Source organism: Streptomyces sp. 7R007, assembly GCF_054850255.1.
In genome coordinates this window covers 88229-102884 of the sequence record NZ_JBTWMV010000008.1, presented here as the reverse complement: position 1 = coordinate 102884, position 14656 = coordinate 88229, and the positions used below count along the sequence as shown (strand labels likewise).

Sequence of the window (14656 nt, the reverse complement as noted above, 5' to 3'; positions counted from 1 at the left end):
GCGGCTCACAACTCGGCGAGCTGCGGGAGCAGTTCGGTCGCCGCCGTCACGTCGGCGGTGAGGGGGCGGTCGTCGGTGCCGGCTGGGAGGGCGGCCGCGGCCGCGGTGAAGGCGCGCAGGGGCGGCGGAGCGGGGTGCATGCGCAGGGCACGTACGGCGCAGACGAGTTCGCAGGCCAGGACCGTGCGGTAGGCGTCCGTGGCGCGCCGGCTCTGGCGGGCCGCCTGGGAGGCGAAGCTGGCGGCCTCCTCCAGGCCCTGGGACAGGACGGCGTGCCCGGCCGAGGCGGGCATGGCGCACGAACGCAGCTCCGCCAGCGCCGAGTTGGCCGTGTAGTCCAGGATCATCGTGCCGGAGCTGCCGGCCGGGCCGGCGATGAGATAGGCGGGCAGACCGGTCAGGTCGGCGCGGCCGAGCGCGGTGAGGCGGGCCACGGACAGCTGGGCGGTCTGCAGCAGCGCGAGGTTCAGCGCGTCGAGGGCGAGAGCGAGCGGCGCGGCGAAGAAGCCGCCGTGGTGGTAGGCCCGCGTGGCGTCGCCGGTGACGAGGGGGTTCTCGGCGGGGCGGTTGACCTCGACCTCGACGATCCGCCGCAGCGCGTCGGCGGCGTCCAGGGCACAGCCGTGCACCTGCGGGAAGGCCCGGAAGCCGTAGGGGTCCTGTATACGATGCCCGCCACCGGGGCCCGGGGGCGCGCCGGCAGGGGGCACGGTCTCGGCGTCCGCCAGCAGCCGCCGTACCTCGGCCGCCGCGTGCGCCGCTCCCGGGTACGGGCGCAGGGCGTGCACCTCGGGGGCGTAGGGCTCCAGGGAGCCGGAGACCGCGGTGAGGGAGAGGGCGGTCACGGTGTGGGTGGCGCGCAGCAGGACCGCCGACTCGTGGCAGGACAGCGCCGCGGCGGCGAGGGCGAGGGCGTTGCTGCTGAGCAGGGCCAGGGCGTCGCCCGGCTGGAGGGTGAGCGGGGTGGGCAGGCCGGCCGAGGTGTCGCCCAGCCACGGGCGTTCACCGATCAGGGTCAGGCCGGTCTGGGCCAGCGCGGTCAGGTCTCCGGTGCCGACGCCGCCGTACTCGTTGACGGCCGGGTGCACGCCGAGCCGCAGGGCTTCGGCGAGGGCGTCGGCGAAGGCGGGCTGGATGCCGGAGCCGCCGGCGAGGAGCTGGTTGGCGCGCACGGCGAGCAGGGCGCGCACCTGCCGGGGCGGGAGCAGGGCGCCGGCGCCGCCCGCGTGGCTGCGCAGCAGGCGCAGGCCGTGGCCGGCCTCGTCGGCCGCGTCGACGGACACCGAGCGGTGCGCGCCGACGCCGGTGCCGCGGCCGTACAGGCGCCCTGTGGCGGCGAGGCGGTGGGCGGTGTGCCAGGAACGGCGGGCCCGCTCGCGCGCGTCGGCGGACACGACGGGTCGTGCGGTGCCGTCGGCCAGCGCCACCAGCGCGTCGAGGCCGAGCGTGGCGCCGTCCAGGACGACGCGGGTGCCCCCTTCCCGAGGGGGCACCCGCGTCGGTCCGTCGGAACCCTGTTCCACCCGCGTCAGTCCAGGCCGGCCGTCTTCAGCCAGGCCTTGGCGACGTCCAGCGGGTCCTTGTTGTCGAGCTGGACCTGGGAGTCGAGGTCGAGCAGCGTCTTGGTGTCGAGCTTGGCGGAGACCGCGTTGAGCGCGGCGACGCCCGCGTCGGACAGCCCGCTCTTGTAGACGAGCGGCTGCACGTTCTCGAACCCGAAGAGGTTCTTCGGGTCCTGCAGGACCACGAACTTCTCCTTGGTGATGTTCGGGTCGGTGGTGAAGATGTCCGCGGCCTGCACGGTGTCCTTCTTCAGCGCCGCCAGCGTCAGCGGGCCGCCCGCGTCCAGCGCCTTGAAGCCCTTGAACTCCAGGCCGTAGACGGACTTCAGGCCGACCAGGCCCTGCTGCCGGGTCTGGAACTCCGGCGAGGCACCGATGGTCAGGTCCTTCGCGACGTCCTTGAGGTCGGCGATGGAGGACTCGGAGGTCAGGTTGTACTTGTCGGCGGTGGCCTTGTTGAGGGTGACGGAGTCCTTGTCCTGCGCGGGCGAGGGGTCCAGGAGCGTCAGCTTGGAGTCGAGCTTGCCCTCGATCGCGGTCGTGGTGGCCTCGACCGTGGTGGGCGCCGCCTTGGGGTCGAGGTAGGCCAGCAGGGCGCCGTTGTACTCCGGCAGCACCGTGATGGAGCCGTTCTTCAGCAGGCCGTAGGTGGTCTCGCGGCTGCCGATGTTGGGCTTGTAGGTGACCTTGACGCCCTTGGCCTTCAGCGCCTCGCCGTAGATGTCGGCGATCAGGATGCTCTCGGCGAAGTTGTTGGAGCCGACGACCACGGTCTTGCCGTCGGACTTGCCTCCCTGGAGCGGGTCGGAGGAGTTGTCGTCGTCGGAGGAGCCACATCCCGCCAGCAGGGCCGTGGTCGCGGCGAGCGCGACGGCCGCCGCGGGGTAGCTCCTGATGGACCTGCTGCGTGGGGCTTTGGAAGTCACGATTCCCGTTCCGGACTCGGGGGATTGATGGGAAGCAAGCGCTGTAGCTGATCCAATCCAGCCTGTTCTCACTCAGTCAAGAGCAGCCTGGTCACCAATTGGCCTCGATGCGTGATCGGTTGTGAAGCCAGCGTGAACGAACCGGGGCCGAACCGGAGGCTCTTTGTAACGGATTCTTGACGTAGGGCGACGCCCTTGATCGTTCGAAGAGACGGTAGTCTCAGCCGAGTTGGCGTCGGTCACAGCGGTGTGCGGGGGCCGCTCCGGTGCCATCGCGCACCTTTCGCACCTCTTTTTCCGTCGATCAGATTCGGTCATGCGCGTCGTCGCGCGCTGAGACTCCCCTGTGTAAGGAGGCCCGGTGTCCACGAACGAGGTGGACGCGACCGCCCGGCCCGCCCCACCACCGCTCTCGGGCGGTATCCGCGGATTCGCCGACCGGTGGCCGTTCAGGCGCAAGCTCAACATCCTGGTCGGCGTCCCGCTGGCCGTCGTGGCGGTGCTGCTCTCGTATCTGATCGCCGACCAGGTGGGCCAGGCGCGCGACGCGAAGGCCGCGGCGGACCTGGTGCGCGACAGCGAGCAGGTGGCGACACTGGTCAACGAGATCGAGTCCGAGCACCAGCTGGCGATCCTGCTGTCCGTGCGCTACGAGGCCGGCAGCCGCGGCGTGCAGGCCACGCTCGCCGACTACCACAAGGCGCAGGAGGCGGTCGACGCGCAGGTCGCGAAGGTGCGCGAGGCCTTCGGCGACAACGAGATGCCGGACGGCGAGGCACAGGCGCTCAAGGAGGTCGAGGGCCTCACCAGCCTGCGCTCCACCGTCGAGCAGAGCTATCTGCCCGCGAGCAACATCGACCCCGCGTACGACAACGCTGCCAGGACCGTGATCGACGGTCTCGGCCTGGACCGCAACGCGGAGCTCGCGGCCACCTTCACCGGCAACCTGCTGGACTCCCTGCTGCGCGCCGACGCCGCGCACGGCTCCTTCGAGACCGGAGTGTTCTCGGCGACGACGGGTGACACGAACGCGCAGATCGAGTTCACGACCGCGGTCGGCGCGTACGCGCTCTACAGCAACCAGGCCGACCGCTTCGCCCGGTTCGCCACCGCCCGCCAGGCCGACCAGCTGACCGGCATCGAACACACCGCCGCCCAGCGGGACATCGCCGAGGCGTACGCCGAACTCCAGGTCGCGCCCAGCACCCTTCAGGCGACCACGCCGGCCGAGATCCGGGCGGCGTTCCAGGACGCCCTGAGCGACTACCCGGCCTACCCCGAACAGGCCGCGAACCGCCTGAGGATCACCTCCTCGTTGATCGGCCAGATCGCCGACCGCGCCGACACCGCCGCCCGCGACGCCGGCTGGCGCGCCGGGCTGCTGCTGACCATCGGTCTGCTCGGCTTCGCGCTGTGGATCGCCTTCTCGGTGCTGGTGCGCCGCTCCGTGGTCCGCCCGGTGCAGGCCCTCACCGGCGCCGCGCAGGAGGTCGCCGACGTGGCCGGCCGGGAGCTGGCCCGGGTGGCCGACGACGACACCGAGGACGCGGGCCCGCCGCGGCTGCGGGAGATGCCGGTCACCGCGCAGGACGAGATCGGCGCACTGGCCGAGGTGTTCAACCGCGTGCAGACCACGGCCGTCGCGCTGCTGGAGCGCCAGGTGCTCAGCCGCCGCAACGTCGCCGAGATGTTCGGCAACGTCGGCCGCCGCGTCAGCAACCTGACCACCCGCCAGCTGGCGCTGATCGACGCGGTGGAGCGCGGCGAGACCGATCCGGCGCTGCTGGAGCGCCTGTACTCCATCGACCACATCGCCGTCCGCCTGCGCCGCAACGCCGACAGCCTGATGCTGCTGGCCGGCATCCGCGAGACTGTCCTGGACTCCGGACCCACCGCGCTCACCAACGTCGTACGGGCCGCGCTCGGCCAGATCGAGGGCTTCCAGCGGGTGCAGCTGCGGGCGCGCACCGAGGTCATGGTGGAACCCGACATCATCGGCGACCTGACCCTGATGGTGGCCGAACTCCTGGAGAACGCGGTGTCGTTCTCGCCCGCCGGCAGCCCCGTCGAGGTCCTCGTGCAGGACGGCGAGGGGGGCGCCACCATCGTGATCGCCGACCACGGACTGGGCATGAGCGCCGAGCGCCTGGCCGAGGAGAACGCCCGGCTGATCCGCCGCGAGCGCCTCGACGTGGTGCCGACGAAGGTGCTCGGCCTGTTCGTGGTGGGCACGCTGGCCCGCCGCTGGGAGATCGGGGTCGCCCTGACCCGCACCCCGGGCGGCGGTGTCACCGCGGAGGTGACGGTCCCCTCGTCGCTGCTGCTGACGATGAGCCCGCTGACGCCTCCCGTGGCCGCCGAGCCGGCCGCCGTGCCGGCGCGCTCGGGCCCCCGGCCCGCCGACGCGGACACCAGCGCCCCGGGCCCGCTGCCCCGCCGCACGCCCCGGCGCGAACCGGCCGCCGCGGACGAGCCGTTCATCCCCAGGGCCCGCACCGAGACGACGACCCCGGAGACGCCCGTGCACCCCGCACCGGCCGAGGACGGCCCCGCCCGCCCGCTGCGCCGCCGGGTGCGCGGTGCCACGCTCCACACGACCGTCGACGCCGCGGCCCAGCTCGCGGCCCGCCAGGCCCCCAGGCCCGCCGACGCGGACGAGGTGCGGGCCGCGCTCGACGAGTTCGAGGCGGCCGTGGAACGCGCGCACCGCGACAGCGGCCAGGCATCGAAGACCTCTGACCAGCACGACCAGAACCACCTCCCGGAAGGAGCCGAGCAGTGAGCACGTCGACAGGTGACACGCCGGGCACCACGCCGACCGACCTGCAGGCCGCCGCAGCCGACTTCACCTGGCTGCTCAACCGTTTCGCGACCGAGACCGCGGGCGTCGTGGACGCCATCGCCGTCTCCTCGGACGGACTGCTCATCGCCGTCTCCGAGCTGCGCGAGCACGCGGACTCCGAACGGCTGGCGGCGATCGTCTCCGGCATCACCAGCCTGGCCGCCGGCGCCTCCGGCAACTACGGCCTGGGCGCCCTGAACAAGGTCATCATCGATCTGGAGGGCGGCCATGTGCTGGTCTCCGCGATCGGCAGCGGCGCCGTCCTCGGCGTGGTCACCGACAAGGAGGCCAAGCTGGGCAACATCGCCTACGAGATGACGCTGTTCGCCAACCGGGCGGGCAGCGCGCTCAGCCCGCAGCTGGTGCTCGAACTGAAGAACAACGTCGGCGCCTCGGCGCGGCGCTGACCGGGTCCGGCCCGGTCGAGGAGGAAGACAGCACATGGCGGACGGCTCCCCACCATCGGGCCCGGACCCGGTCGGCCCCGCCCCCGCCGTACGGCCGTTCCTGGTCACCGCCGGCCGGGTGGCGCCCACCGCGGCCGGCCGGCCGGTGCCCGTCGAGACCCAGGTGGTGGCCACCGCCGAGGGTCTCGACGCGCTCGACGGGCTCTCCTTCGAGCAGTACGACATCGTCGCCGCCTGCCGGCAGCCGCAGTCCATCGCGGAGCTCGCGGCCCGGCTGCGGCTGCACCTCAACGTCGTCCGGGTCCTCGCCGAGGACCTGCGCGCCGCCGGGCATCTGGCGGTGCACGTCCCCGACTCCGGCGCCGTCCACGACGCCACCGTCCTGCGCAGGGTCATCGACGCCCTGCGTGCCATCCCCGACTCCCGAGGGGTAGTCCGTGACACCGACTGAACCGGCCACGCGCCCTTCCGCCGCCACCGCGGCCGTACGACCGCCGCTGCCGGTCAAGCTGGTCATCGCGGGCGGTTTCGGCGTGGGCAAGACCACCGCCGTCGGCGCCATCTCCGAGATCGAGCCGCTGACCACCGAGGCATCCATCACCGAGGTCGCGGCGGGGGTGGACGACCTCAGCCACACCCCGCAGAAGACCACGACGACGGTCGCGATGGACTTCGGCTGTCTGACCATCGACCCGACCCTGAAGCTGTACCTGTTCGGCACGCCCGGGCAGGAGCGGTTCGGGTTCATGTGGGACGACATCGTCGAAGGCGCCGTCGGCGGCCTCGTCATCGTCGACACGCGCCGGCTCGACGACTGCTACGCGGCCGTCGACTACTTCGAGCACCGGCAGATCCCGTTCGCGGTCGCCGTCAACGCCTTCGACGGCAAGGTCGAGCACACCCTGGACGAGGTCCGCTGGGCGCTCGACGTCGCCGACCGGGTCCCGGTGCTCGTCTTCGACGCGCGGGAGCGGGGATCGGTGCGGGACGCGCTGCTGGTCGTCCTGGAACTGGCGCTGTCGCGCACGGAGGGCTGACGCAGGCCCGTGGACGCGCCGACGCGGGCCCGGGGATGCGTCCCCGGGCCCGTCGCCGTCAGGCGCCGCGGCGCACGCCGGGAGAGACGGTGAGCCGCGCCACCGCCCAGAAGAACCCGAGGGTCACCAGCGCCAGGAGGGCCACCAGCGTCGCCCCTCCCACCACCTTCTCGTAGTTGCGCTGGTAGAGACCGTCGACGATGTACCGCCCCAGGCCGCCGAGTGAGACGTACGCGGCGATGGTGGCGGTGGAGACGATCTGGATGGCCGCCGAGCGCAGGCCGCTGAGGATCAGCGGGAGCGCGACCGGCAGTTCGACCTGGAACAGGATGCGCGGCTCGGCCATGCCCATGCCGCGCGCCGCGTCCACCGGGGAGGGGTCGACGGAGCGCACCGCCTCGTAGGTGGTGACCAGGATCGGCGGGACGGCGAGGACGACCAGCGGGATCATCACGGGCGTCAGGCCCAGGCCCAGCAGGACGAACATCAGCACCAGCAGGCCGAAGCTGGGCAGCGCGCGGCCCGCGGTGGCGATGAAGGCGACGGTGTTGCCGCCCCGGCCGGTGTGCCCGGTCAGCAGCCCGAACGGCAGGCCGATGGCGGCGGCGATGGCGAGCGCGGACAGCGAGTACTGGATGTGCTCGCGCAGCCGGGTGGGGATGCCGTCGTAGCCGTGCCAGTGGGCGCCGTCGCTGAAGAAGGCGTTGACGAAGTGCAGGACGTTCATCGGACGGCGTCCTCCAACGCGGCCTGGAGCGGCTCGGGTTCGTCGACGGGGCGGGCCCTGCGCACGCCGCCGCGCGGCATCCACGGGGTCACGAGCAGGCGTACGACGACCAGCGCGGCGTCGGCGAGGATGGCGAGGACGGCCGTGCCGATCACCGACAGCCACACCAGGCGCGGCTGGTGGTAGATCATGCCGTCGTTGAGCAGGTTGCCGAGCCCGCCCTGGTTGCCGATCAGCATGCCGACGCTGACCAGGGAGATGCTGGAGACCGTCGCCACCCGCAGCCCGGCGATGATCGCGGGCGCGGCGATGGGCAACTGCACCTGGAAGTACCGGCGTACCGGGCCGAGACCCATGGCGGTGGCGGCGTCCAGGGTCTCCTGCGGCACCGAGCGGACGCCGTCGACGATCGCCGGCACGAACACCACCAGGCTGTAGACGGCCAGCGGGATCATGACGGTCGTCTCGGTCTGGCCGGTGTAGTCGATGAGGACGACGAAGAACGCCAGCGACGGGATCGCGTACAGCACGGTCGTCACCCACAGCACCGGCGGGTACAGCCAGCGCAGCCGGACGCAGAGCTGGGCGATCGGCAGCGCCACCAGCAGTCCGGCGGCGACCGGCAGCAGCGCCTCGCGCAGGTGCTGTCCGACCAGACCCCAGTACGTGTTCTGCAGATCGCTCGGGATGTCGAAGAGGCCGCTCATCCGGCGACCTTCGCGCTGTCCTGGTGCGCCCCGCGGATGGCCTCGCCGATGCTCTGCTGGGAGACGACGCCGGTCACCCGGCCGTCGGCGCCCACCGCGACCGCCCATCCGGTCGGCGAGAGCACCGCGCAGTCCAGCGCGGCCCGCAGCGAGTCGGTGCCCGCCCGGAACGGCCGCCCGTACGGCAGCAGCCGGTCCCGCTCGATCCGCCCGGCGGTCAGGTCGCGCGGCTCGCTCCAGCCGAGGGGCCTGCCGTCCAGGTCGGTGACGAGGAGGTAGGGCACGTCGGCCGTGGTGCGGGCGGCGATCTGCTCGGCGCTCGCGTCGATCGCGACGACCGGCGTGGTGAGCAGGTCGAGGCCGGCCGAGGAGAAGAAGGACAGCCGGCGGATGCCGCGGTCGGCGCCGAGGAAGTCCTCGACGAAGTCGTCCGCGGGGTCGGACAGCAGCTCGGCGGGCGGCGCGAACTGGGCGAGATGACCGCCGGTGCGCATCACGGCGACCATCGTGCCGATCTTGACGGCCTCGTCGATGTCGTGCGTGACGAAGACGATGGTCTTGCCCAGCTCGGCCTGGATGCGCAGGAGTTCGTCCTGCAGGCCCTTGCGCACGACGGGGTCCACGGCGGAGAACGGCTCGTCCATGAGCAGCACCGGCGGGTCCGCGGCCAGTGCCCGGGCCACGCCGACGCGCTGCTGCTGGCCGCCGGAGAGCTGGTAGGGGTAGCGCTTGGCCAGCGAGCCGTCGAGCCCGACCCGCTCCATCAGCTCCCGCGCCCGGGCCCGCGCCCTGTCCTTGCTCCAGCCGAGCAGCCGGGGCACGGTCGCGATGTTGTCGACGATCGTGCGGTGCTGGAAGAGGCCGGCGTTCTGGATGACGTAACCCATCGAACGGCGCAGCATGTTGACGGGCTCGCGGGTGATGTCCCTGCCGTCGAGGAGGATGGTGCCCTCGCTCGGCTCGATCATCCGGTTGATCATGCGCAGGGTCGTGGTCTTGCCGCAGCCCGAGGGCCCGACGAACACCGTGATCGAGCGGTCGGGTATCTCCAGGGAGAGGTTGTCGACCGCCACCGTGCCGTCCGGGTAACGCTTGGTGACTGAATCTATACGTATCAAAACGCCGAACACCCTTCGGGTCAGGGCCGTTGGGGGGAGAGTCTAGACCGCTTGCGTTGCGGGCGATCGAACGCCCGTGCCCGGCCGGATTCTTGCGGTCCGGCAGCAGCCGGCTGTGCGCGGACTGTGAGTCCGCCGACTCTCATCCTGCCCTCAGCAGCGGCTCAGGGACCGCACAGGCGCCGCCCCGATCGTCAGGGACATGAACACCGGGCCGCATCTCCACGAAGCGCCGTCCGGCCCGCACCGCCTCCACTCCCCTTCCACTGCGGCGACCACCGACTTGGAGTACGCGTCATGACCACCCTCGCCCCGCCGCCCGCGCCCGCCCGGGAGGGCCGGCACCGGGCCGCCGCCCCGCCCGCCGCGTCCCGGCTCGGCAGGCTCTTCACCGGCGCCCCCGGAGACCCCCGCTGGGCCCGACCCGCCCTGTGGGCGATCCTGGTCCTGGCCACGGCCCTGTACGCCTGGAACCTGTCCTCGCTGACCGGCAACACCTTCTACGACGCGGCCGTCTACTCCGGCACCAAGAGCTGGAAGGCGTTCTTCTTCGGCGCGCTGGACTCCGGCAGCTTCATCACGGTCGACAAACCGCCGTTCGCGCTGTGGGTGATGGGCCTGTCGGCCCGCGCCTTCGGGTACGGCACCTGGCAGCTGACGCTGCCGATGGTGGCGGTCGGCACGGGCTCGGTGGCGCTGCTGTACCGGCTGGTGAAGCGGGACTTCGGGGTCGTGGCCGGCACGGTCGCGGCCCTCGTCCTCACGCTCACCCCCATCACGGTCGCCATCAACCGGGACACCAACCCCGACCCGGTCCTGGTCTTCCTGATGCTGCTCGGCGCCGCCGCGCTGCTGAAGGCGGTGAGCACCGGGCGGCTGATGCCGCTGGTGTGGTCCGGCGTCGCGATCGGCTTCGCGTTCAACACGAAGATGATGCAGGCGTACGTCGTGCTCCCCGCGTTCTTCCTGGTCTATCTCTGGGCGGCCCGGTGCTCGTTGGGCCGCCGGGTCCGCAACCTGGTCGTCGGCACGGTGGCGTTGGTGGTCTCCAGCGCCTGGTGGATGGTGATCGTCGACCTGGTCCCGGCGTCCTCGCGGCCCTACATCGGCGGCTCCACCGACAACACCGTGTGGGACCTGGTCATCGGCTACAACGGCTTCGGCCGTATCTTCGGGGCGAGTTCGTCGGTGGGCTCACAGGGCAACGGCGCGAGCTTCGGCGGCGAGTCCGGTCTGTACCGCATGTTCAACAGCATCATGGGCGGCCAGATCTCCTGGCTGATCCCGTTCGCGGCGATCGCGCTGATCGGCGGGCTGGTGCTGCGCGGCAGGGCGCCGCGCACGGACGCCAGGCGGGCGGCGCTGATGCTGTGGGGCGGCTGGTTCGTCCTGCACTTCCTGACCTTCTCCCTCGCCGAGGGCACCTTCCACCCGTACTACGTCACCGCCATGGCGCCCGGGATCGCGGCGCTGGCGGGCGCGGGCGGGGTCATGCTCTACCGCGCCCTCAAGGACGGCGACGCGGCGAAGTGGGGCTGGGTGCTCCCGGCCGCCGTCGCGGTCAGCGCGGTCTGGGCGGTCGTGCTGCTCCAGCGGGTCTCGGGCTCCGGGACGCTGTACACGGTCGCGGAGACCGTGGTCGCCGTCGCGGGTGCGGCGGCCGTCCTCGGTCTGCTGGCCGGGCGGTTCATGCGCCGGCACAGGCTCGTCGGCTTCGCCTCGCTCGCCGCGATCGTGGCCCTGCTCGCCGGTCCGGCCGCCTACTCGGCCTCGGCGGCGACGAGCGCGAGCAGCAACGGCACGAACCCGACCGCCGGTCCGAACACCGGGGGCGGCATGGGCGGCGGAGGCGGCATGGGCGGCGCTCCCGGCGGCTCCGGCGCCAAGTCCGGTACGGCGCCCGGCGGTTCAGCTCCCTCCGGCGCCCAGCCGTCCGGCACCGGAAGCACCGGGGCCGGAAACGAGGGCACCCAGAGCACCGGGAGCACCAGCCAGGCGCAGACCGGTCGTGCCGCCGGCGGCATGGGCGGCCAGGTCAGCTCCGCGATGATCACGTACCTGAAGAAGCACCAGGACGGCGCCACCTGGCTGGTGGCGGTGGCCACCGACCAGACCGCGTCCTCGATCATCCTGGAGTCCGGCCGGCCGGTCATCTCGATGGGCGGCTGGTCCGGCAGCGACAACGCGATGACCCTCGCCAAGCTCAAGACCCTGGTGAAGGAGGGCAGGCTGCACTACATCGTCGTCAGCAGCGACGGCGGCCAGGGCACCAGCTCCGCCATCGCCAAGTGGGTCAAGCAGCACGGCACGGCCGTGAGCGCGTACAGCGGCCTGTACCGCCTGGACGCCTCCGACGTCGGCTGACCACCGCGCCCCCGAACCGGGCGGGCCACCGGACTCCCCTGCCGGCGGCCCGCCCTCACGCGGCCGTCGTGCCCTCGCCCGCCGCCGGAAACCCCTCCGTCCGCAGCACCCGCCCCCCGGCGTCCACCGCGAACACCTCGCAGCCGGGCTGGGAGGCGGCCCACGCCACGCCCTGCGCGCCCAGGGCGAACGCCGCCGTGGCCACCGAGTCGGCCACCGTCAGCGAGGCGGCCACGACGGTCATGCTGAGCAGATCCGTCGCCGGACGCCCGGTGCGGCCGTCGATGATGTGGTCACCGCGCTCGTACCGGGCGGACGTCGCGACCGCCCCGTCGGTCAGCTCCAGGACGGCGCACAGCTTGTCGGCGTGTTCGGGGTGCCGTACGCCCACGCGCCACGGACCGCCGGCGGCGACCACGTCACCTCCGGCGTTGAGGCAGAACCGGCGCGCCCCGGCGCCCCGCAGCAGCTCGCCGGCCCGCTGGACGGACCAGCCCTTGACCACCGCGCACGGGTCGAACCCGCGCCCCGGCAGCCGTACGTCGAACGCGCCTCCCGTGGCCACCCGGTAGTGCTCGCACAGGTCGAGGACCTCCCGCAGGTCCGCGCTCAGCTCGGACACCGCCAGCTCGCCCCGCCCGTGCCGGGACACCTCGCTGTCGGCCCTGAACGGGCTGAAGCGGGCGTCGACCTCGCGCAGCCAGGCGAAGACGGCGTCCGCGGCCGGCCCGAAGTCGCCCTCGTCGTCCACGCGCAGCGAGACCGGGAACCCCATCACGTGTTCGACGCGCCGCATGTCGTCATCCCTTCGCGTCGATCGCAGCCTGGAGGGACTCCTTGTAGCCCTCACTCGTAATCGTCGCACCCGACACGGAGTCGATCTCCGCGCTCTGCGCCTTCAGCGTCTCCGCGATCAGCTTCGGCACGGCGGCCGTCGTCTGGGGATGGTCCGGCTGCTGGAGCATCCTCACCGCCGTGATCCGGTCACCCTCGAAGGTCACCTGGACCTGGACCGGACCCTTCTCGGTGTTCACCGTCGAGCCCGAGACCGTCTGCGAGGCGGAGGCCGAAGCCGAGGCGGACGGCGAGGAGGTCGCGGACGACGACGAAGACGCGCTCTCGTCGTTCGCGTCGATCGCGGCCTGGAGCGACTTCCGGTACCCCTCGCTCGTGATCGTCGCGCCGGAGACCGTGTCGATCTCCGCGCTCTGCGCCTTCAGCGTCTCCGCGATCAGCTTCGGCACGGCGGCCGTCGTCTGGGGATGGTCCGGCTGCTGGAGCATCCTCACCGCCGTGATCCGGTCGCCGTCGAAGGTCACCTGGACCTGGACCGGGCCCTTCTCGGTGGTGATCGTCGTGCCCTTGACGACGGTGCCCGAGGCGGCGGAGGCGGACGGTGTCGTGACCGGTTCGGCGGTGGAGGTCGTGCCGGTGGTCGTCGCCGGGTGGTAGCGCCAGACGGGGATCAGTCCCGCCACGCTCAGCACGACGACAGGTATGGCTCGCTTCACGATCGTTTCCTCATCCCGCCAGGCTGAAGCGCTCGAAGTGGATCTGCTGCTTGGGCACGCCGAGGTCGCCGAGGTTGCGCAGCACCGCGGCCATCATCGGGGGCGGCCCGCACAGGAAGACGTCGCGGTCGGCGATGTCCGGCACCATCCGGGCCAGCTCGCGCGGGGCCAGCTTGTCGGGGTGGACGGAGCCCTTGACCAGGTACAGGTCGGCGCCCTTGGCCTGGGCGAGGTCGCGCAGCTCGTCGTAGAGGACGGCGTCGCGTTCGCGGGCGACCCGGTAGATGACGACCGCGTGGCCCTCCAGCTCCTCCAGCAGCGCCCGGATCGGGGTGACGCCGACGCCGCCAGCGATGAGGACGGCCTCGGGGCGGGTGCGGTGCATCGCGGTGAAGGCGCCGTAGGGGCCCTCGGCGAAGACGCGCGTGCCGACCTTCACGTGGCGCAGGGCGGCGCTGCCGTCACCCGCGGCCTTGGCGGTCAGGCGCAGGCCACGGCCGTCGGGGGCGGCGGACAGGGAGAAGGGGTTGGCCTGCCACCAGCGGTCGCGGGTCAGGAACCGCCACAGGAAGAACTGGCCGGCCCGGGCCGGCAGCTTGTCCAGGTCGCGGCCGGTGATGTGGATCGAGACGACGTCGTCCGACTCGTGGACGACGGCCGAGACGCGGAACCGATGACGCCAGTTGCGCCACAGCGGCAGCACCGCCCGGCCCAGCACGAGCGAGCCGAGGGCGACGCCCCACACGCCGTACCAGTACGTCTTCGCGGCGGACGACGAGGTGAACGTCGTGCCGACCGCGACCTGGTGGGTGAAGGCCAGCACCACGGCGACGTACGTGTACAGGTGGATGAAGTGCCAGGTCTCGTAGGCGAGCCGGCGGCGCGCGTAGCGGGCCGAGACGGCGCCGACCACGATGACGATGCCGAGCGCGACGACGGCGCGCAGCACGCCCTCGGTGGTCTCGGCGAGGTCGACGATCTCCTCGACGGGGCCCACGGAGGCGGACTGCGCGTAGCCGAAGGTGATGAAGACGGCGTGCGCGAGCAGCGTCCACAGGATGCCGAAGCCGGTCCAGCGGTGCCAGGACGTCAGCCGGTCCATGCCGATCCGGCGGTCCAGCCAGGGCAGCCGGGCCACCAGCAGCAGCTGGAAGGCCATGAGGAGGGCGCCGTAGAGGCCGGCGAGGCGGCCGAGCACGATCAGCGCGTTGGAGGCGAAACCGGGCTGGAGGAAGAAGTACGTCACCACGGCCACGTTCGCGGCCAGCACGGCGTACAGGCCCGTGCGGGCCACCACCCTGGGGCGTGTCGCCGTGGGGGGCGCAGGGGGTGATTGGACGGTCGTCACGGACGGCAGCTCCTTGATCGGGTCCTGGGTATCCGAGCTTGTCGTCAGGGAGCTGTCGTTTCGCTGTCGGACGACTTTCAAGTGGTTATCGATGTGTCCGCCGCGAG

13 protein-coding genes are annotated in these 14656 nt (G+C 72.3%); 5 read left to right on the top strand and 8 right to left on the bottom strand.

All coding sequences use genetic code 11. From position 1 onward, the window contains the following. Positions 1–5: 5 nt before the first annotated feature. A complete protein-coding gene (locus ACYF6T_RS13190) occupies positions 6–1493 on the bottom strand; it encodes an aromatic amino acid lyase (RefSeq protein WP_461696151.1) in 1488 nt (495 codons plus the stop codon). Positions 1494–1528: 35 nt separating this feature from the next. Continuing rightward, positions 1529–2488, bottom strand: coding sequence for an ABC transporter substrate-binding protein (locus tag ACYF6T_RS13185; RefSeq protein WP_461696149.1), 960 nt, complete (start codon positions 2486–2488; stop codon positions 1529–1531). A gap of 361 nt (positions 2489–2849) precedes the next feature. Between ACYF6T_RS13185 and ACYF6T_RS13180 the strand changes: the two genes are divergently transcribed. Genes ACYF6T_RS13180 through ACYF6T_RS13165 form a run of 4 tightly spaced genes read left to right on the top strand, consistent with a single transcriptional unit; the run spans position 2850 to position 6774 of the window. Then, positions 2850–5270 carry a sensor histidine kinase gene (locus ACYF6T_RS13180; RefSeq protein ID WP_461696147.1) on the top strand — a complete coding sequence of 807 codons (2421 nt, stop codon included), beginning with the start codon at positions 2850–2852 and terminating at the stop codon, positions 5268–5270. Further along, positions 5267–5737 (top strand): roadblock/LC7 domain-containing protein, encoded by a 471-nt coding sequence (locus ACYF6T_RS13175; protein ID WP_461696145.1) that lies wholly within the window; start codon positions 5267–5269, stop codon positions 5735–5737. Before ACYF6T_RS13180 ends, ACYF6T_RS13175 begins: the two co-directional genes overlap by 4 nt. A gap of 34 nt (positions 5738–5771) precedes the next feature. Then, entirely contained in the window at positions 5772–6188 is a 417-nt protein-coding gene (locus tag ACYF6T_RS13170; RefSeq protein WP_461696143.1) for a DUF742 domain-containing protein, read from the top strand. Then, positions 6175–6774, top strand: a complete 600-nt coding sequence (locus ACYF6T_RS13165) for a GTP-binding protein (protein WP_461696141.1) — start codon at positions 6175–6177, stop codon at positions 6772–6774. Before ACYF6T_RS13170 ends, ACYF6T_RS13165 begins: the two co-directional genes overlap by 14 nt. Positions 6775–6832: 58 nt before the next feature. Here the strand turns inward: ACYF6T_RS13165 and ACYF6T_RS13160 are convergent, their stop codons facing one another. Genes ACYF6T_RS13160 through ACYF6T_RS13150 form a run of 3 tightly spaced genes read right to left on the bottom strand, consistent with a single transcriptional unit; the run spans position 6833 to position 9326 of the window. Beyond that, positions 6833–7501 (bottom strand): ABC transporter permease, encoded by a 669-nt coding sequence (locus ACYF6T_RS13160; protein WP_461696139.1) that lies wholly within the window; start codon positions 7499–7501, stop codon positions 6833–6835. After that, the gene (locus ACYF6T_RS13155; RefSeq protein ID WP_461696137.1) at positions 7498–8208 is read right to left on the bottom strand and encodes an ABC transporter permease; all 711 of its coding nucleotides are present in this window, start codon (positions 8206–8208) and stop codon (positions 7498–7500) included. The genes ACYF6T_RS13160 and ACYF6T_RS13155 overlap by 4 nt, the downstream gene beginning before the upstream one ends. Beyond that, entirely contained in the window at positions 8205–9326 is a 1122-nt protein-coding gene (locus ACYF6T_RS13150; protein WP_461696135.1) for an ABC transporter ATP-binding protein, read from the bottom strand. The genes ACYF6T_RS13155 and ACYF6T_RS13150 overlap by 4 nt, the downstream gene beginning before the upstream one ends. 297 nt (positions 9327–9623) lie before the next feature. On the opposite strand from ACYF6T_RS13150, the gene ACYF6T_RS13145 reads away from it, so the two are divergent. Next, on the top strand, positions 9624–11690 hold the full coding sequence (locus tag ACYF6T_RS13145; RefSeq protein ID WP_461696133.1) for an ArnT family glycosyltransferase: 2067 nt from the start codon (positions 9624–9626) through the stop codon (positions 11688–11690). 55 nt (positions 11691–11745) lie between these two features. Here ACYF6T_RS13145 and ACYF6T_RS13140 read toward each other — a convergent pair whose 3' ends face one another. From ACYF6T_RS13140 to ACYF6T_RS13130, 3 genes are read right to left on the bottom strand one after another with little or no spacing between them, the layout of a single operon-like run. Further along, positions 11746–12486 carry an FAD:protein FMN transferase gene (locus ACYF6T_RS13140; protein WP_461696132.1) on the bottom strand — a complete coding sequence of 247 codons (741 nt, stop codon included), beginning with the start codon at positions 12484–12486 and terminating at the stop codon, positions 11746–11748. Between the two features lie 4 nt (positions 12487–12490). Further along, on the bottom strand, positions 12491–13201 hold the full coding sequence (locus ACYF6T_RS13135) for an FMN-binding protein (protein ID WP_461696130.1): 711 nt from the start codon (positions 13199–13201) through the stop codon (positions 12491–12493). Positions 13202–13211: 10 nt separating this feature from the next. After that, positions 13212–14549, bottom strand: coding sequence for a ferredoxin reductase family protein (locus tag ACYF6T_RS13130; RefSeq protein WP_461696129.1), 1338 nt, complete (start codon positions 14547–14549; stop codon positions 13212–13214). Between the last annotated feature and the right edge of the window lie 107 nt (positions 14550–14656).